The following is a 17,435-nucleotide window of genomic DNA, read 5'->3' as shown; positions in this document are numbered from 1 at the left end:
GACGATGCCGCCGGCCGAGACCGATCCCGACACCGATCCCGGGGCCGATCCCGACGCCGGCCTGCTCTCCCCCGTTCGGGCCGGCACTCCGGTCGAGGCCGCCGTCGGCGACCGGGCGTGGCTCCAGGCCATGCTCGACGCCGAGGCGGCGCTGGCCCGGGCCCAGGCCCGGCTGGGGACGGTGCCCGCACCGGCGGCCGCCGCGATCACCGCCGCCGCCCGGGCCGACCGTCTCGACCTGCGCCGACTGGCGCTGGAGGCGCGGGAGACGGCCAATCCGGTGGTGGGGCTGGTGCGGGCGTTCACGGCGGTCGTCGCCGCCGACGACCCGGCCGCCGCCGGGTACGTGCACCAGGGCTCCACCAGCCAGGACGTCCTCGACACCGCCGCCATGCTGGTCGCCGACCGGGCGCTGCGCCTGGTCCGGCAGGACCTCGGCCGGACGGCGGAGGCGCTGGCCCGGCTGGCCGCCCGGCACCGGGACACCGTACTGGCCGGCCGGACCCTGGCGCTGCACGCGGTGCCCACCACGTTCGGGCTGAAGGCCGCGGGCTGGCGGAGCCTGGTGCTCGACGCCGCCGACCGGGTGGACCGGGTGCGGCGGGACGGCCTGCCGGTGGCGCTCGGCGGGGCGGCCGGCACCCTCGCCGGCTACCTCGCCCACGCCGGCGCGGAGGCCGCCGCCGACCCCGGCGGGTACGCCGACGCCCTGGCCGACGCGTTCGCCGCCGAGACCGGGCTCGCCCGGCCCCGGCTGCCCTGGCACGCGCTGCGCACCCCGGTCGCCGACCTCGCCGCCGCGCTCTCGTTCACCGCCGGCGCCCTGGGCAAGATCGCGCTCGACGTGCAGACCCTCGCCCGGACCGAGATCGCGGAGCTGGCCGAACCGGGGGCACCCGGCCGCGGCAGCTCCTCCGCCATGCCGCACAAGCGCAATCCGGTGCTGGCGACGCTCATCCGGAGCGCGGCGCTGCAGGTCCCGGTGCTCGCGGCCGGGCTGACGCAGTGCCTCGCCGTCGAGGACGAGCGCTCGGCCGGCGGCTGGCACGCGGAGTGGCAGCTGCTGCGCGAGTGCCTGCGGCTGACCGGGGGATCCGCGCACACCGCGGTGGAACTCGCCGAGGGGCTGCGGGTGCGGGCGGACCGGATGCGCGACAACCTCGCCCTCACCGGGGGGCAGATCGTCTCGGAGCGGATCGCGGCCGTGCTGGGCCGCACCCTCGGCCGGGCCGCCGCCCGGCGCCTGCTGACCGGGGCCGCCGCGGAGGCCGACCGGTCCGGGCGGCCGCTGTCCGCCGTACTCGCCGCGGCCCCGGAACTCGACGGCCTGTGGTCCGTCGGCGAGTTGGAGCGGCTGTGCGACCCGGCCCACTACACCGGCGCCGCCGGGCCCTTGGTCGACCGGGCGCTGGAGGAGTGACCGGAGCGGCAGGAGTGCGGGCGCGGCATCCCGGGGGCGCCGCGCCCGCTCGACGCGGAAGGAGGCCCGCCGGCCGTGGCGGGCCCCCTTCCGCGTCACTCGCCCAGCGCCTCGCCGATCCGGTCGGCGAGGATCCGGACGCCGTCCACGGTGAGCACCGACTCCGCGTGGAACTGCACCGAGGCGAACCGGGGCCCGCGCAGCGCGTGCACCTCCCGCGTCACCGGATCGCGGCTGATCTCCACCGCGCCGATCCCCGGGCACTCGGCCTTGTCGTCGTCGCTCCGGGCGGCGAACGAGTTGTAGAAACCGACTCGCTCCGGGTGGCCGAACAGGTCGATGTCCCGCTGGAGGCCCTGGTTCGGCACGTCCTTGCGGACCACCTCCAGGCCGAGCCGGGCGCAGAGCACCTGGTGGCTGAGGCAGACCGCGAGGAACGGCCGGCGCTCGGCCAGCAGCCGGTCGACGGCGGCGTGCAGCCCGGCGATCTTGGGCCGGCCGAGGTCCAGCGGGTCGCCCGGGCCCGGGCCCAGGACGATCAGGTCGGATCCGTCGAAGGCGTACGGCCGGTCGAACCGACGGACCGTCACGTCCATTCCCATCGACCGGAGTTGGTGGTCAAGCATGGCGGTGAAGGTGTCCTCGGCGTCGACCACCAGCACCCGGCGGCCGTGCAGCGCGGGCCGGGGGTCCGCCCGCCGGTCCGGGTCGGTCAGCCAGAAGTCGGCGATGCCGAGGTTGCGGCGGGCCAACGCGGCCCGGACGCCCGGGTCGTCGGCGAGGCGCCCGGGCCGGCCGGGTGGAAGGTGCGGCTCATCGGCCCGGTCTGCCTGGTCCGCCCGTAGCGCGGCCAGCAGCCCCGCCGCCTTGGCCCGGGTCTCGGCGACCTCCGACGCGGGGTCGGAGTGCCGCACCAGGGTCGCCCCGACCCCGAGCCGGAGCCGGCCGTCCCGGTCGATGTCGGCGGTGCGGATCAGGATCGCCGAGTCCAGCGTGCGTCCGCCCCCGCCGTCGCGGCCGATCAGCGCGACGGCCCCGCTGTAGTAGCCGCGGCCGGCCGGCTCGTAGCGGCCGATGATCCGGCAGGCGTTCTCCAGCGGGCTCCCGGTCACGGTCGGGGCGAACATCGTCCGCCGGAGGATCTCGCGCGGGTCGCGGGCGGTGCGCCCCTCGATGACGTACTCGGTGTGCGTCAGCCGGGCCATCTCCTTGAGGTACGGGCCGAGGACGCGGCCCCCGCCCTCGCAGATCCCGGCCATCATCTTGAGCTCCTCGTCCAGCACCATGTAGAGCTCGTCGGTCTCCTTGCGGTCGTCGAGGAAGGCCAGCACGTCCGGGACGGCCGGGCCGCCCGGAGGGTGGCGGTAGGTGCCGCTGACCGGGTTCATCACGGCGGTGCCGCCGTGCACGCTGATGTGCCGCTCCGGCGTGGCGCCGACGAACGTCCGGTCACCGGTGTGCACGACGAACGTCCAGTACGCGCCGGTCTCCTGCCGCAGCAGCCGGCGGAACAGCGCCAGGCCGTGCCGGGGCGTGTAGCCGGTGATCTCCGCGAGGTAGGAGCGCTTGAGGACGAAGTTGCCGCCCTCGCCCCGGCCGATCTCCTCGGCGACGACCGTCCGCACCAGGTCGGCGTACGCGTCGTCGGCGAGGTCGAAGTGCTCGCCGGTGAGCCGGATCGGCAGGTCGGGCAGCCGGGCCAGCACCTCGCGGCGGGGCACCTCGGCCTGCGCGGTGACGGTCATCGCCAGCAGCGGCTCACCGTCGTCGGTGCACTCGAAGCCGCGCTCGGCGAGCTGCCGGTACGGCATCAGCACCAGCAGGTCGTGGCCCGCGCCGACGGCCCCGCCGGCCGGTCCGGCCGGCGGGAGCTGGGCCAACGGGACCTCGGGCAGCGGGAGGTCGGCCAGCGCGGCCACCTCGGCCACCTCGCCGAGGAGCACGTCCAGGACCTCGCCGCCGGTCCGCTCCGGCCGGTGGATCAGCGCGAACGCCGGTGGCCGCGGCGACAGGACCGTCCCCAGCAGGTCCGGCGTCCCCGGCGGGTCCGGCGCGGCGGGCGTGCCGGCCCCGGTCATGCGCAGAACGCCTTGACCGTGGTGACCACCGCGCAGCGCCGGGCGGCGTAGTCGAGGGCCATCCGGTGGTGCTCGGCGGAGAAGTCCCCGATCGCGTCGGCGACCAGGAACGTCCGGATGTCGTGGCTGAACGCCTCGACCGCGGTCATCAGCACCCCGACGTGTCCGTACACCCCGCAGAGGACGAGCTGGTCGCGGCCGGTCCGCGCCATCCGCTCGCGCAGGTCCGACCGGAAGAAGGCGCTGTAGCGCCACTTGGTGAACAGCCAGTCGTCCGGGCCCGGCGTCAGCTCGTCGACGATCCGGCGGTCGGCGGGGTCGACCTGCATGCCCGGTCCCCAGAAGTCCTTGAGCAGGCCGCGGTCCTCGTCGGTCATCCCGCCCGGCTGGGCGGTGTAGGCGACCGGGATCCCGAGGCCCGCGCAGCGCTCCCGCAACTGCGCGGTGTTGCCGATCAGTTCACCGCGCAGCGGGTCCGGGAACGGGCGCAGGAAGTAGCGCTGCATGTCGTGGATGAGCAGCACCGCCCGGTCCGGGTCGGGTTCCCACCCCGCGACGTTCTCGGGCAGGTCGCCCGCGGTCGGCATCGGGTAAAGCTCGATGGGGGGTATCCCCGCCATGGCCGTCTCCTTCACGCCCGAGGTTTCCTCACACGCCCAAGGTGGCGCCGCCGTCGACGGTCAGCTCGTGCATGGTGATGTGCCCGGCCCGCTCGGAGAGCAGGAAGACCACGGCGTCCGCGATGTCGGAGGGCCGGGCCAGCTTGCCGAGCGGAATGCCCACCTTGAAGGCCTCGGGCCGGCCGTCGATCGTCGCCTGCGGCCCGGTCTCGTCGTGCCACATGGAGCGGAGCATCGCGGTGTCGGTGGAGCCGGGGGCCACCACGTTGCAGCGGATGCCGTGCCGGGCGACCTCCAGGGCCAGGCACTTGGTGAACATCGTCGCCGCGGCCTTCGACGCGGCGTAGGCCGCCATCTCCGTGCGGGGCGTGCCGGCCGCGTTGGAGGCCACGGTGACGATCGCGCCGCGGGAGCGGGTCACCATGCGGTCGACCACCGCGCGCGACACGTGCATCACGCCGGTGGTGTTGACGGCGAAGGTCTCGGCCCAGTCCTCGTCGGCCAGTGCGCGCACCGGGCTCAGGTGCAGCACGCCGGCGGCGTTGACCAGGTGGTCCACCGGCCCCAGCGCGCTCTCCACCCGGTCGACCAGCGCCTCCACCTCGGCGGCGCGGGTGACGTCGGCGGGGAACGCGGTGACGGCCAGGCCTTCGGCGGCCATCTTCCCCGTCACCTCGTCGAGCCGTCCGGCGTCCCGGTCCACCGCGGCGACCCGGGTGCCGCGCCGTGCCAGCGCGCGGACCACGGCCGCGCCGATCCCTCCCGCTGCCCCGGTGACCAGGGCGACGACTGCGTCCTCCATCGTTCAGACCTCCATTGCAGGGTGTGCGTGGGGAAGTTCGGGTTCCCACCGGGCGGTCGCGGGCCAGTCGGTGCTCACGCCCGCCACGCCGAGACCACTTCGACGGCCTGGTCCGGGTTGAGGCGCGGATCGCAGAGGCTGGTGTACTTGTCGCCGACGTGCGGGACGTCCGCCCAGGTCCGGGCGCATTCCGTGACGTCGTCCGGGGTGGCCTCCAGGTGCAGGCCGCCGGCGACGCCGCCGCCCTCGGCGACCACGTCCTGGAAGCGGGTCACCTCCTGCACGATCCGGTGCAGGAGCCGGGTCTTGAAGCCGTCCGGGGTGGCGAGGGTGTTGCCGTGCATCGGGTCGCACAGCCAGATCACCGGGTGCCCCGCGGCCCGGGCCGCCGCGACGAGGGCGGGCAGCCGGCCGTCGATCCCGTCGGCTCCCATCCGGGTGATCAGGGTGAGCCGGCCCGGGTCCCGGCCCGGGTCGAGCCGTTCGCACAGCGCCGTCAGCTCGGCGGCCGTCATGGTCGGGCCGACCTTGCAGGCCACCGGGTTGACGACCTGTGCGAGCAGTGCGACGTGGGCCCCGTCGACCTGCCGGGTGCGCTCGCCGATCCACGGCCAGTGGGTGGACGACAGCCAGGCCCGGCCCGAGGCCGAGCGGCGCACCAGCGGCACCTCGTAGTCGAGCAGCAGGGCCTCGTGGCTGGTCCACACGCCGGGCGCGGGGCGCGGGTGCGCACCCCGGTCGGCCCAGCCCAGGTACCGCAGGACGGCGTCGGCGAGCCGGTAGCCGGAGAGCATCCGGGTCGGATCGGGCCGCCGGCGCTCCGCGGCGGGCTCCGGTCCGTTCACCATGTGCCCGCGGTAGGCGGGCAGTTCGAGGTCGCCGACCCGTTCGGTCGGCGCGGAGCGGGGTTTGGCGAACTGGCCGGCCAGTCGGCCGACCCGCAGCACCGGGCGGCCGGTGCCCTCCGCCATCCGGCCCGCGAGCAGGTCCAGCAGGTCCGATCTGCGGGCGACGTCGCGCGGGGTGCAGTCGGCGGGGTCCTCCGCGCAGTCGCCGGCCTGCAGCACCAGGGCCGCGCCGGTGGCGACGGCGGCGAGCCGGGCGCGCAGCGCGAGCACCTCCTCGGCTGCCAGCAGGCCCGGGAGGGCGGCCAGTTGGCGGCGGACCCGCCGGGCCAGGTCCGGGTCGGGCCACTGGGGCTGCTGCCTCGCCGGACCCAGTTCCAGGTCGCGTGCGGCGGTGACCGGTGCGTCCTTGGGCGATGAACGAGTGAGCACGGTGGTCTCCCGGGGCGGCGGGTGCACGCGGTCCGCTGGGCAGCGGTGGCTGACTGTGCCTCAGTCTCGGGTCTCGTGTGCGGTGCGGCCAACGCCCTTCGGGCCACTGTGTCAGGTGGGGTGCTTCCGCATCAGGTCGGCAGCCGGCCGCGTTCCCCGGGAGGGCCGCGGGCCGCCGCCGCGCATTTCCGCGGTTTCCCCGCCACCGTCCGACTGGGTCATTCGGGTACCCGTCCGACTGGGGACGGGAAATCGACGGCGCGGGTGCCGCGGTGCTCGACTCGCACACTTGTTGTCCTTCGAGTGCTTGTATAGCCTGGAGCCAGGTCTGCTAATTCAGCATGAGCCGGGGATCCGTCGGGGGAATCTCCCGAATCCAGTACCGCTTGGTGTACTTCCCGCGCGCGACGGGTGCGCGGCGCGCCGGCCGGCCATCCCACCATTTCGCTTTCTCCAGGTACACCGCCACGGACTCAACTGGATGAGGGGACACCGATGCGCTGGGAACAAGCTGCGGTCACTCACGTCGACAGCGCGGCCGAGGTCCTTTCGCCGCCGGAGCCGCCGGCGGCGCTGCCGGCCTGCACGATTCCCATTCGCATTCTGCGGCACCGGGAAAATCTCAGAACACACGGCGAGAACCAGGAATACGTCAGCACGCTCGCCCAGTCGCCGGTGAAACTCCCGCCCATCTTCGTGCACCGCGGGACGATGCGGATCCTGGACGGAATGCACCGGTTGAAGGCCGCGGAACTGCGCGGTGACCAGTCGATCGAGGTGGTCTTCTTCGACGGGGACGAGGAGGACGCGTTCGTCGCCGCGGTGTCGTCCAACGCCCGGCACGGCATGCCGCTGTCCTTCGACGACCGCACCGCGGCGGCCACCCGGATCCTCAACTCGCGCCGGCACTGGCCGGACCGCGCGATCGCGTCGGTGACCGGACTCGACCCGCGGACCGTGCGCGCGCTCCGCGGCCGCCCGGACGTCCCCGACTCGCCGCCGACCAACCTGGTCCGGCTGGACCGCCAGCGCCCGGCGCCGGCGCCGCGGTACGCCGAGTTCCCCGGGGCGGGGCCGGCCGCGCAGCTGAGCACGCCGGTCCACCAGGTGGCGGCGGAGTTCGAGCTGGAACCGTGCGCCGTGGCCGACGTGCTGACCCGGCTGCGCCGGAGCCTGCGGGAGGTGTCCGAGGTCCCGTACGGCGCCGGGCCGCAGGGCGCGTACGGCGTCCCGGCGCAGAGCCCGGCCGGGGTGCCGGCCGCCGCGCCGGTCCCGGCGCCGCGCGCGTCGGCCGGGGCGGCCCCGCTGCCGGGGCCCACCGGCTCCGCCGACGCGACGGAGCTCGTCCTGGACCGGGTCTGCGGCAAGCTGTTCGCCACGCTCACCCGGCGCGACCAGCGACTGAGGGCCCGTCAGTACCTGTGCGGGCTGCTGGGCACGCCCGGCCGCAAGACCATCCGGAACATCGCGGCCTTCGTCGACGGCCCCGGGACCGACCAGCGGCTGCACCACTTCATCAGCGATTCGACCTGGGACTGGGAGCCCGTCCGCACCGCGCTGACCCGCTACGTGGCCCGGACGATGGAGCCCGAGGCGTGGGTGATCCGCCCGGTGCTGATCCCCAAGGTGGGCCGGCAGGCGGTGGCGGTGAGCCGGCGGTTCGACCCGGCCCGGGGCAAGGCCGTCAACGGCCAGCGGGCGGTCGGCGTCCTCGCGGTGTCCGAGACCGCCAGCACGCCGGTGAGCTGGCGCCTGCAGGTGCCCAAGGACTGGGTCGAGGACGCGCACCGGCGGCGGCGGGCGGGGATGCCCGAGGACATCGGCGCCGAGTCGCTCGGCGAGTGCACCGCGCACGCCCTGCTGCAGGTCCTGGCCCGCACCGGGGGGCCGGACCGGCCGGTGGTGCTGGACGGGCGCGACATGGACCGCGACCAGCTGCTCCGGCCGCTGCACGCCGCCGAGGTGCCGCTGTTCGTCCGGATCTCGGCGACCGTGCCGCTGCAGATCACGGACCCGGCCCTGGCCGGGCTCCGCCGGCACGGGCCGCTCACCGCGCGCCGGATCGTGGAGGCGGCCCGGTTCCGCCGCCGGCCGGTCGACGGACCCGATCCCGCGGTCGAGAACGGCCACCTGATCACCGCCGTCGACGTCCGGTGGCCCGCCGACGCCGAGCACCCGCACCCGGCGGCGGAGGCGCCGCTGCGGCTGATCGCGGTCAGCCCGGTGGGCGAGAACGTGTGCGAAGAGCTGTGGCTGACCACGCTGACGACGGTGTCGGCCGCGACCGTGCTGAAATTGGCCCGGCTGGTGCGCCGGGTGGACCGGGACCTGGAATCGGTGTCCCACAACGCCGGAATCTGGGATTTCAGCGGCCGGTCCTTTCCGGGCTGGCACCGGCACGTCACACTCGCGTCCATCGCCCACCTGGTGCGCCTGCTGGCCCGGACCGACTACCAGTCCGATCCCGGGTGACGACCGCCGGGCCGCGATTCCGGCACCGCCCGATTCCCGGCACCGCCCGGATTTCCGGCACCCCGGATCGCGGCACTGACTCCGGCACCGCGAACTCCGGCGCCCTTGAATTCGGCACCCGCGAATCCGGCGCCCTCGCCCTTCGGTACCTTCGCGCCCCGACGCCTTCGCACTCCGACACCCTTCAACCCGGGAAGTCCTCATCGACGGGGGAACACATGCCCAGCCGGCACCACTCCACGGACCTGCTCGTCATCGGCGGCGGCGTGACGGCGCTGTCGATCGCCTACCACTGCGCCAAGGCCGGCATCGACGTCGTCCTGCTCGCCCCGGACGACGCCGGGGCCGGCGCGCCGTCCGCCCGCCCGGTGCGCACCTACCAGCCGGGGAAGGTCCACAACTCCGAGCTGACGGTGCGCAGCCTCGCGGACTACCGCGCGTTCGCCCCGGCCGGCGGCGCCGACCTGGTGCTCTCCGGCGTCGGGTGGCTGGTGGTGGCGAGCGACCGGGAGGAGGCCGCCGAGCTGGAGCACGAGTCGGCGGCCCAGCGCGCCGTCGGGGTGGAGCTGGAACCGCTGACCCCGGAGGGGGCCCGCGCCCGCAACCCCTGGCTGGACCCGGCCGGCGCGGAGTCCGCGTTCTGGTGCCCGCAGTCCTACCTCCTCGACGTGGACACGGTGCTGCGGGGCTACGCGGCCGGCGCGCGGGAGCACGGCGCCCGGCTGCTGACCGGCCACACCGTGACCGGGCTGGACGCGGGGAGCGGTCGGGTCACCACCGACCGCGGCGCCTTCACCGCCCAGGCGGTGGTCCTCGCGGCCGAGTCCGGCAGCGGCGAACTCGCGGCCTCGGCCGGGCTGGAGCTCCCGCTGTGGGCGCAGACCGCAGAGCTGTTCGGCACCGACCCGGTCCGCGCCGACGGCGAGCTCGACGTCCCCTTCACCGTCCACCCGGCGTCCGGGCTGAAGACGCTGGGCGCCGGACGGTCCTTCCTGGTCGGCCTGGAGCGCGTCTCCCGGCAGGAGGGCATGCGGGAGGTGTGGTCCCGGGAGGCCGCCGCGGAGCTGGCCGCGCGGTACCCGCGGCTCGGCGGCGTCGGGCTGCGGAGCGTGTGGACCGGGACGGTGGACGTCACCCCGGCCAGGACGGCGTGCATCGGCCGGGCGGGCGGCGCCCACGAGCGGATCCTCGTCGCGGCCGGGTACACCGGCCAGGACCTCGGCCAGGCGCCCGCCACCGGCCGGATCGTCCGCGACCTGTACCTCGGCCGCTCCCCCGGCGTCGACCTCACCCCGTTCGCGCTCACCCGCTGAGCGCCGGCCCCCTCGCGGGGCTCGGCCCCGGACGGAACGCGGCCCCGGTCGGGACTCGGCCGCCGTCCGGCAGGAATCCGGTCCCGGCTGTGTCAGGTCGGACCCCGGAATTTCGACAAAGGCGCCCCGGAACCCGGCAGACTGACAAACTCCGCGATTACCGCCGCGATATCGACGTGACAAAGTCGAGATATTTCCGGGGGGTGCGCCGGATTTCCCTACCGGGCGATTCCGCCCGCTGCTAGCCTCCCAACGTCACCATCCGACGTCACTCCAAACCGGTTGGCCGAACGCCGGTATTGGCGGAACCGAGGGGAACGGAGTACGAACAATGCGCCAGATTGAAATCGCCTGGCCGTCGATCGACGCCAAGGTCCGCATCACTCTCGACGAGGGCCGCAATGCCCAGCTCGTCGAGCCGCTCTGGGCCTCACTGCCGTACCAGACCCTGCAGGCGCACGCGATCGTGGCCGGCGACTGCATCTACCACGTGCCGCCGGCGCACGACCTCCTGCACGCCGTGCCGGACCACAAGGTCGACCGCCAGATCCAGCCCAACGGCACCGTGTTCTGCTCCGCGGTGCAGCACCTCACCATCAAGTACGGCGAGCTGACCGAGCCGATGCACGCCGCGCCCATCGGTTCCGTCGTCCCGGAGGACGTCGACGCGCTGCCGAAGATCGGCCAGCTGGTCTGGGACTCGGTGTACGGCAACGGCGCCCCGATCCTCGCCCACGTCCGGCGGGTGGACGGCGAGGCCGGCCACGGGGTGCACCGGATGCCCGCGGAGTCCGCCCGGGCGCGCGACCTGATCGAGCGGATCGCCGCCGAGACCGAGCGGCTCCTGATCGAGCCGACCGAGGAACTGGTCGCCCCGCACGAGGGCCGCGTGCCCAACCGGGCCGGGACCAGGGGCTCGGTGCTGACCACACTCGTCTGCATCAACGGCGAGACCCGGCCGCTGGGTTACGTGTCCCACACCGGCCTGGTGCGGGCCGCCCGGCTGACCGACGTGCCGCTCTCCGCCCTGGTCGAGATGGCCCGGATCCTGATCGTCAAGCCCACCGAGTTCCTCGGCTACTGCGGGCTGAACACCCTGTGGGACCTCACCCAGGAGGTGGTCGCCGTCATCGAGGAGAAGACCACCTCCAAGGAGGACTTCATCGCGCTGCTCTCCCACCTGGCCACCTACACCAACGCCCTCGGCGCCTGGAACCTGCAGCTGTTCCCGTGGGATCTCGGGGGCGACACCTGGACGTTCCGTCCGACCCTGACGAGGAGTGCACATGCCTGACCCGAAGAACTCCACCGAACTGCTGATCATCGGCGGCGGTGTGATCGGCGTGTCCATCGCCTACCACTGCGCCAAGGCCGGCATCGACGTGCTGCTGCTGGAGAAGGACCGGTTCGGCACGGCCACCACCGCGCAGACCGCCCGGGCCTTCCGCACCTACTTCCCGAAGAAGCCGTACGACAGCGAGCTGGCGGTCCGCAGCCTGTCCGACTTCAACGCGTTCGCGAAGACGCTGGACACCGACCTCGGGCTGAAGCACCTCGGGCTGCTCACGGTGCTGACCAGCCCCGAGCAGGCGGCCGAGATCGAGGCGCTGCTGCCGGCCCACCGGGAGATCGGCGCCGACGTCCGGCTGCTCACCCCCGCCCAGGCCGTCGAGTACAACCCCTGGCTGGACGCCGGCACCTTCGAGGCGGCGGTCTGGTCCCCGGAGTGCTACCGGGTCAAGCCGGAGGCGATCGTCCAGGGGTACGCGGACGCGGCGACGAAGCTCGGCGCCCGGCTGCTGACCGGCACCGAGGTGACCGGCATCGACGCCGCCACCGGCCAGGTGGCGACCACCGCGGGCGAGTTCACCGCGGACGCGATCGTCATCGCGGCCGGCCCGTGGGGCGGCGACGTCGCCAAGCTGGCCGGCATGGAGCTGCCGGTGTGGGGCCAGTTCGCCGAACTGCTCTACACCGACCCGATCTCCGACGTCGAGGTCGACACCCCCTTCACCTTCCACCCCGTCTCCGGCCTGAAGACGATGGGCCGGGGCAAGGGCTTCCTGGTCGGCCTGGAGCGCATCTCCAAGCAGGAGGGCATGCGCGACATCTGGTACGACGCGGCCGTCGAGGAGCTGCCGAAGTGGTACCCGACGGTGGCGGGCGCCAAGCTGCACAGCGCCTGGACCGGGACCCTGGACGTCACCCCGACCAAGTCGGCGCTGATCGGCCGGGGCGAGGGCGAGCACGAGCGGATCCTGTTCGCGGCCGGCTTCACCGGGCACGGCCTGGCCCACGCGCCGGTCGCCGGCCGGATCATCCGCGACCTGCACCTCGGCGTGACGCCGGAGGTCGACCTCACCCCCTTCTCGCTCGCCACCAACCTGGCGCACAAGTCGGCCTGAGCACGATCCCGCGGCGGGCGGCGGCACGGCCGCCCGCCCCTCCCCCAGCCGCGGGACGGCGTCGGCGGGGCGGTCCTCGGCACCGCCCCGCCGGCCCACCGGATTCCGCGGTGAGACCTGAGAGGTGTGAATTGTCGTCGGCCCACGCACTCCCCGTGGAATGGCAAGGCCAGGCGCTGACCCCGTTGAACCCGGACACCGCGTTCAACGGTTACATCTGCGCGAACGTGGTGCACGCGCTGGCACAGCTCGGCACCTTCCGACACCTGGCAGCAGAGCGGACGCTCGACATCCCCTCGTTCTGCGCGACCAACACCCTGGACGCCGCCGTCTTCCGGGCGCTCGTCCGGGCCGCGGGATCCTTCGGCTACCTCGATGTCCACGGCGACCGGGTCCAGGCGACCGCCCTCGGCGAGGACCTCGCCCGGGCCCTGGGGTTCTTCACCTGGGGCGTGGGCGGTTACCACGACATCTTCGCCAACGCGGCGCCGGTCGCCCGCGGCGAGCGCCGGTTCCGCGTCGACCTGGAGCGCGACGAGGCCATGGTCGCGCTCGGCTCCGCCCAGGCGGACACCGCGCTGATGCGCCACATCCTGGACGAGGAGATCGCCGGCATCGACTTCCGCACCCTGGTCGACCTCGGCGCGGGCGTCAGCGAGCGGGTCTCCCGGCTGGTCAAGGACCGGCCCGGCAGCCGCGGGATCGGCATCGACATCAGCCGCCCCGCCACCGTGCTGGCGCACGAGACGGTCGCCCGGTACGGCCTGAGCGGCACCGTGCGGCCGGTCTGCGCGGACGTGCTCGACATCCTCTTCCGGGACCACGGGATCGACGGCGGCGAGGAGGCCGACGTCGTGATGAGCTTCATGTTCCTGCACGACCTGCTGGCCGATCCGGAGCGCCGCGAGGAGGTCATCCCCCGGCTGCGCAAGGCCTTCCCGAAGGCGCAGGTCTTCCTGCTCGGCGACACCACGATCCGGCCGCGCGGCGAGGGCGAGGACGCCCGGCTGCCGGTCTTCTCGACCGGTTTCGAACTCGCCCACGCGCTGATGGGCGTGCCGGTCTACACCCGCGAGGAGTACGAGCGGCTCTTCGAGCGCGGCGGGATGCACCTGCGCCGCTCGGTGCCGTTCGGCGCCCCGCACACGTACCTGTTCGTCCTGGAGGCGTCGTGACGGTGCAGGACCGGGCGACCGGGGCGGACGCGGAGATCATCACCGCCCTGCCCATCCCGCGCGCGATCGCCGGGCACCACCGGCCCGCGCCCTTCTACCTCACCGCGGAGATGTTCGGCGGGCTGCCCGTGCAGCTCGCCGGCGGCGAGCTCAGCACCCTCGTGGGCAAGCCCGTGGCCGCTCCGCACACCCATGTCGTGGACGAGCTCTACTTCCTGTTCTCGCCCGAACCCGGCCAGGCCCGGATCGAGGTCCACCTCGACGGCGTGCGCCACGAGCTGGTGTCGCCGGCGGTGATGCGGATCCCGGCCGGCAGCGAGCACTGCTTCCTCACCCTCGAAGCAGCGGTGGGGAGTTACTGCTTCGGGATCCTGCTGGGAGACCAGCTGTGACCTACAACACCAGTGTCCCGTCGGCGGATTCGCTGGTGCGGCTGCACCTCAGCGAGAGCCCGTTCGGCGCCAGCCCCGCCGCGGTCGCGGCGGTGACCGGGGAACTGGACCGCATCAACCGCTACCCCTCGCCGGAGCGCGAGGAGTTGGTCCGGCGCCTCGGCCGGCACTGGGAGGTGCCCGAGGAACAGATCGCGGTGGCCAACGGCAGCGACGAACTGGTGCTGGCCACCGCGCTCGCCCTCGGCGACCTCGACCGGCCCGGCCTGGTCACCGCCGGCACCTTCCCGGGCTACCCGGCGGCGCTGGCGCGGATCGGCCGGGGCTCCGTCCAGGTGCCGCTCGACGGCCCCCGGATCGACGCCGCGGCCTTCGCCGCGCGGCTCCCCGAGTGCGGCATCGGCTACCTGTGCAACCCGCACAACCCGTGCGGCACCACGCTGCCGGCACGGGCGATCGACACCCTGGTCACCGCGGCGCGCGACAGCGGAACCCCGCTCGTCTTCGACGAGGCGTACCACGAGTTCGGCCCGACGGACCAGCCGCAGGCCAGGAACGTGCTCCGGGACGACACCCCGGTGCTCGCCCTGCGCACCTTCTCCAAGGCCTACGGCCTGGCGGCGCTGCGGATCGGCTACGCGCTCGGCCCCGCCGAGCTGATCGCCGAGGTGCGCCGGACCCTGGCCGTGCTGCCGTTCAGCGTGAACCGCGCCGCACAGGCCGCCGCGGTGGCGGCCCTCGCGGACCAGGACTTCCTGGACGGCGTCCGGCGGGAGACCGGGGAGCGGCGCCGCTGGTTCTGCGCCGAGCTCGACCGCCGCGGGTACCGCCGGCTGCCCTCGGTCACCAACTTCGTGGCCGTCGCGGTCCCCGACTCCGGCAAGGCCCAGTCCGTCCTGGCCAGGGACCACGGCATCCTGGTGCGCGACACCGGGATGTTCGGCTTCCCCGGTCACCTGCGGGTCTCCCTCGGCACCGAGGCGGAGCTGCTGACGTTCCTCGACGCGCTCGACCAGATCACCGCCGGCGCGCGGTAGCCGCGCCCGCCCCGCATCCGACGCATCTCTGGAGGTCTCCCGTGGTCAAGCCGATTCCGGACGGCTACGCCGAACTGACGGCCTACCTGTCCGTGGCCGACGCGGACGCCGCGATCGCCTTCTACACCCGGGCCTTCGGGGCGGAGGAGCTGCAGCGGTACACCGCGCCCGACGGCTCGGTGCCGCACGCGCAGATCCGGATCGGCGGCACCATCGTGATGCTGTCCGACGAGTCCCCCGCGGCCGGTCTGCTCGGCCCCGCCTCGCTCGGCGGCACGCCGGTCACCCTGTACCTGTTCGTGACGGACGTGGACGCCGCCTTCGACCGGGCCGTGCGGGCCGGCGCGGAGCAGAAGCGCCCGGTCCAGGACCAGTTCTTCGGCGAGCGGACCGGGCAGGTCCTCGACCCGTTCGGCCACCGCTGGACGCTGGCCACCCGCACCGAGGACGTCGGCCCGGAGGAGTTCGAGCGCCGCGCGAACGCGTTCGTCCAGGGCCGGAGCTGACCCGGCGCGCACCGGCTCCGGGCCCGCCGCACCCCCGCGGCGGGCCCGGAGCCGTTGGCGCGCCCCGCGGTCCGTCCGGCGCCAACGCGGAGCCGGCCCACCGGAGGTGACGGTCGGTCACCTCCGGTGGGCCGGCTCCGGACACGCCCGACGCCCGACGGGCGGGCGGCTCAGGTGGTGGCGAGCAGCAGTTCCTCGATGGTCGACGGCCGCAGGCCGTCGGCCCGGCCCGAGAAGTAGCGTTCGGCGAGGTCGCCCGCGGAGAGGTGCTCGACCTGCCGGAACCCGGCCTCCTTGGCCATCCCCAGGATGTCGTCCGGGCCGAAGAAGCTGCGGAACGGCGTCCCGTCGGCGCGCGCGGCGTGCTCCACCCCTTCCCGGGCGCCCCGCTCCTCCGGGTCGACCAGGTCGACCGGCTGCATGAAGGTGATGGCCAGGGCGGAGCCCTCGGCGAGGCCCGCCGCCTTGCGCAGCGTGTCGGCGACCGCGTCCCGGGTGAGGTACATGGTGACGCCGGAGCAGGCCAGCACCGCCGGCCGGGCGGGGTCGAAGCCCTCCTCGGTGAGGCGCCGCCACCAGTCGTCGTCCGCCTCGAAGTCGACCGGGACCAGCCGCAGTTGCTCGGGGACGCCGAGGCCCAGCTCCGCCAGCCGGGCCCGCTTCCACGCCTGCGTCTCCGGCTGGTCGACCTCGAAGACCCGCACCCCCTCGGCGCCCCGCGGGCGCCGCTGCGCGAAGGTGTCGAGGCCGGCACCGAGGATGACGTACTGGTCGACGCCCCGGCCGGCGTGCTCGACCACCAGGTCCTCGGTGAACCGGGCCCGGGCCACGATGGACGCGCGCGCCCGGGCGCTGCGCACCGGGTCCATGTCCGGCCGGGACCGCCAGTCGTCGTCCGGCGCCGCCAGCCGGGCGCCGAGTTCGTCCTCGAACACGTGCGGCGCGGGATCGGCCCGGACGTGCAGGGCACGCCACAGCGCGGTCCGGATCGCGGTCTTGTCCGCCGTCGCGGTCACTGGTGGTTCCTCTCGGTCGGGGCCTCGTGGGCCTCGTGGTGGTGGGCTCCCGGTTCCGGCCGGGAGCGGTCCGTCGTCACGCGGGCGCGGGGCCGGTGCCCGCGGACCCGGCGGCCGGGCCTGCGGGCAGGTACACCGACTCCAGCACCAGGTCCTTGACCCACGACTGGTACTCGACGTGGGCGTGGTGCTCACGGGTGCGCCACTCCGTGCCCTCGCGTTCGCGCAGGTAGGTGCGGTAGTGCGGCGCGCCCGGCACCTTCATGTTGTCGGCCAGCACGACCGAGCCCGGGCGCAGCCAGCCCTGGTCGAGGATGCGCCGCAGGTCCGGCAGGTAGGCCCGGGCGATGTGGTCGACGAAGACGAAGTCCAGCAGGCCGGGCCCGAAGCCGTGCTCGGTGGTGAGGCGGTCGATGGTGCGGCCGTCGTCCCCGAGCGTGCCGTGCAGCACGGTGACCCGGTCCCCCAGCCCGGCGTGGTCCCAGATCCGCCGGGCCACCGAGGCGTTGGCGGCGCTGAACTCGATCGAGCACAGCCGGGCCTCCGGGGCCATCACCCGGGACATCCGCAGCGCGCTGTACCCGCAGTAGGTGCCGAGCTCCAGCAGCAGCCGGGGCTCGGCCCGCCGCACCGCGGCGTCCAGCACCAGCCCCTTCTCGTCCCCGATGTTGATCAGCGTGGCCCGCCGGTAGGCGTACTCGTCGATCACCCGGATCGCGTCGTCCACGTCCCCGGGGGCGGCGTGCGCGAGCACGTGCTCGGCGAGCGCCTCCTCCCGGCCGTCACCGACCTGGCCCGTCCGGGTCAGGTGGCCCATCCGCATCAGCATGCTCAACCGTTTCGCCATCACCGTTCTCCGATCCGGGTGCGCTCGTAGGGGGACGTGCCGTGCGGTGTCGGTGCGGGCGGTCGCCGCCGGGCG

The 17,435-nt window shown here is 74.4% G+C and carries 15 protein-coding genes; 9 read left to right on the top strand and 6 right to left on the bottom strand.

Going from position 1 to position 17,435, the window contains the following annotated elements; all coding sequences use genetic code 11:
- Positions 1 to 4 precede the first annotated feature (4 nt).
- Positions 5 to 1,420 (top strand): 3-carboxy-cis,cis-muconate cycloisomerase, encoded by a 1,416-nt coding sequence (gene pcaB / locus AB0Q99_RS04455; RefSeq protein WP_363569245.1) that lies wholly within the window; start codon positions 5 to 7, stop codon positions 1,418 to 1,420.
- 95 nt (positions 1,421 to 1,515) lie between these two features.
- On the opposite strand, the gene AB0Q99_RS04450 is transcribed toward pcaB, so the two are convergent.
- The 4 genes from AB0Q99_RS04450 to AB0Q99_RS04435 all read right to left on the bottom strand — a co-directional run bounded on the left by AB0Q99_RS04450 (position 1,516) and on the right by AB0Q99_RS04435 (position 6,146).
- The gene (locus AB0Q99_RS04450; RefSeq protein WP_363568393.1) at positions 1,516 to 3,498 is read right to left on the bottom strand and encodes an anthranilate synthase family protein; all 1,983 of its coding nucleotides are present in this window, start codon (positions 3,496 to 3,498) and stop codon (positions 1,516 to 1,518) included.
- Positions 3,495 to 4,118: an isochorismatase family protein gene (locus AB0Q99_RS04445; protein WP_363568391.1), complete on the bottom strand. Its 624-nt coding sequence runs from the start codon at positions 4,116 to 4,118 to the stop codon at positions 3,495 to 3,497. Before AB0Q99_RS04445 ends, AB0Q99_RS04450 begins: the two co-directional genes overlap by 4 nt.
- Positions 4,119 to 4,146: 28 nt before the next feature.
- Positions 4,147 to 4,920 (bottom strand): 2,3-dihydro-2,3-dihydroxybenzoate dehydrogenase, encoded by a 774-nt coding sequence (locus AB0Q99_RS04440; RefSeq protein WP_363568389.1) that lies wholly within the window; start codon positions 4,918 to 4,920, stop codon positions 4,147 to 4,149.
- 74 nt (positions 4,921 to 4,994) lie between these two features.
- The gene (locus AB0Q99_RS04435) at positions 4,995 to 6,146 is read right to left on the bottom strand and encodes a 3-deoxy-7-phosphoheptulonate synthase (protein WP_363569244.1); all 1,152 of its coding nucleotides are present in this window, start codon (positions 6,144 to 6,146) and stop codon (positions 4,995 to 4,997) included.
- Between the two features lie 546 nt (positions 6,147 to 6,692).
- On the opposite strand from AB0Q99_RS04435, the gene AB0Q99_RS04430 reads away from it, so the two are divergent.
- The 8 genes from AB0Q99_RS04430 (at position 6,693) to AB0Q99_RS04395 (ending at position 15,497) form a co-directional block, all read left to right on the top strand.
- A complete protein-coding gene (locus tag AB0Q99_RS04430; protein WP_363568387.1) occupies positions 6,693 to 8,669 on the top strand; it encodes a transposase in 1,977 nt (658 codons plus the stop codon).
- 218 nt (positions 8,670 to 8,887) lie between these two features.
- The gene (locus tag AB0Q99_RS04425) at positions 8,888 to 9,982 is read left to right on the top strand and encodes an FAD-binding oxidoreductase (RefSeq protein ID WP_363568386.1); all 1,095 of its coding nucleotides are present in this window, start codon (positions 8,888 to 8,890) and stop codon (positions 9,980 to 9,982) included.
- Positions 9,983 to 10,313: 331 nt separating this feature from the next.
- Positions 10,314 to 11,276 (top strand): hypothetical protein, encoded by a 963-nt coding sequence (locus tag AB0Q99_RS04420; RefSeq protein WP_363568384.1) that lies wholly within the window; start codon positions 10,314 to 10,316, stop codon positions 11,274 to 11,276.
- Positions 11,269 to 12,387, top strand: coding sequence for an FAD-binding oxidoreductase (locus tag AB0Q99_RS04415; RefSeq protein WP_363568382.1), 1,119 nt, complete (start codon positions 11,269 to 11,271; stop codon positions 12,385 to 12,387). Before AB0Q99_RS04420 ends, AB0Q99_RS04415 begins: the two co-directional genes overlap by 8 nt.
- 155 nt (positions 12,388 to 12,542) lie before the next feature.
- The gene (locus tag AB0Q99_RS04410) at positions 12,543 to 13,562 is read left to right on the top strand and encodes a class I SAM-dependent methyltransferase (protein ID WP_363568380.1); all 1,020 of its coding nucleotides are present in this window, start codon (positions 12,543 to 12,545) and stop codon (positions 13,560 to 13,562) included.
- On the top strand, positions 13,559 to 13,954 hold the full coding sequence (locus AB0Q99_RS04405) for a cupin domain-containing protein (RefSeq protein ID WP_363568379.1): 396 nt from the start codon (positions 13,559 to 13,561) through the stop codon (positions 13,952 to 13,954). Before AB0Q99_RS04410 ends, AB0Q99_RS04405 begins: the two co-directional genes overlap by 4 nt.
- Positions 13,951 to 14,991 carry a histidinol-phosphate transaminase gene (locus tag AB0Q99_RS04400; protein ID WP_363568377.1) on the top strand — a complete coding sequence of 347 codons (1,041 nt, stop codon included), beginning with the start codon at positions 13,951 to 13,953 and terminating at the stop codon, positions 14,989 to 14,991. The genes AB0Q99_RS04405 and AB0Q99_RS04400 overlap by 4 nt, the downstream gene beginning before the upstream one ends.
- A gap of 41 nt (positions 14,992 to 15,032) precedes the next feature.
- A complete protein-coding gene (locus tag AB0Q99_RS04395; RefSeq protein ID WP_363568375.1) occupies positions 15,033 to 15,497 on the top strand; it encodes a VOC family protein in 465 nt (154 codons plus the stop codon).
- 170 nt (positions 15,498 to 15,667) lie between these two features.
- Here the strand turns inward: AB0Q99_RS04395 and AB0Q99_RS04390 are convergent, their stop codons facing one another.
- Complete coding sequence (locus AB0Q99_RS04390) at positions 15,668 to 16,513, bottom strand: class I SAM-dependent methyltransferase (RefSeq protein ID WP_363568373.1); 846 nt, start codon at positions 16,511 to 16,513, stop codon at positions 15,668 to 15,670.
- A gap of 76 nt (positions 16,514 to 16,589) precedes the next feature.
- Complete coding sequence (locus AB0Q99_RS04385; protein WP_363568371.1) at positions 16,590 to 17,360, bottom strand: class I SAM-dependent methyltransferase; 771 nt, start codon at positions 17,358 to 17,360, stop codon at positions 16,590 to 16,592.
- Positions 17,361 to 17,435: the final 75 nt, after the last annotated feature.

It is taken from the genome of Kitasatospora sp. NPDC086791 (assembly GCF_040685975.1).
In the GTDB taxonomy this organism is placed as follows: domain Bacteria; phylum Actinomycetota; class Actinomycetes; order Streptomycetales; family Streptomycetaceae; genus Kitasatospora.
The sequence above is the reverse complement of the archived record's forward strand: the minus strand, read 5'-3'. Positions and strand labels throughout refer to the sequence as shown.

What these genes read in the sequence shown, in the direction of transcription:
- pcaB (WP_363569245.1), top strand. Translation starts at nt 5, where the DNA reads ATGCCGCCGGCCGAGACCGATCCCGACACCGATCCCGGGGCCGATCCC.
- AB0Q99_RS04450 (WP_363568393.1), bottom strand. Translation starts at nt 3,498, where the DNA reads ATGACCGGGGCCGGCACGCCCGCCGCGCCGGACCCGCCGGGGACGCCG.
- AB0Q99_RS04445 (WP_363568391.1), bottom strand. Translation starts at nt 4,118, where the DNA reads ATGGCGGGGATACCCCCCATCGAGCTTTACCCGATGCCGACCGCGGGC.
- AB0Q99_RS04440 (WP_363568389.1), bottom strand. Translation starts at nt 4,920, where the DNA reads ATGGAGGACGCAGTCGTCGCCCTGGTCACCGGGGCAGCGGGAGGGATC.
- AB0Q99_RS04430 (WP_363568387.1), top strand. Translation starts at nt 6,693, where the DNA reads ATGCGCTGGGAACAAGCTGCGGTCACTCACGTCGACAGCGCGGCCGAG.
- AB0Q99_RS04425 (WP_363568386.1), top strand. Translation starts at nt 8,888, where the DNA reads ATGCCCAGCCGGCACCACTCCACGGACCTGCTCGTCATCGGCGGCGGC.
- AB0Q99_RS04420 (WP_363568384.1), top strand. Translation starts at nt 10,314, where the DNA reads ATGCGCCAGATTGAAATCGCCTGGCCGTCGATCGACGCCAAGGTCCGC.
- AB0Q99_RS04415 (WP_363568382.1), top strand. Translation starts at nt 11,269, where the DNA reads ATGCCTGACCCGAAGAACTCCACCGAACTGCTGATCATCGGCGGCGGT.
- AB0Q99_RS04385 (WP_363568371.1), bottom strand. Translation starts at nt 17,360, where the DNA reads ATGGCGAAACGGTTGAGCATGCTGATGCGGATGGGCCACCTGACCCGG.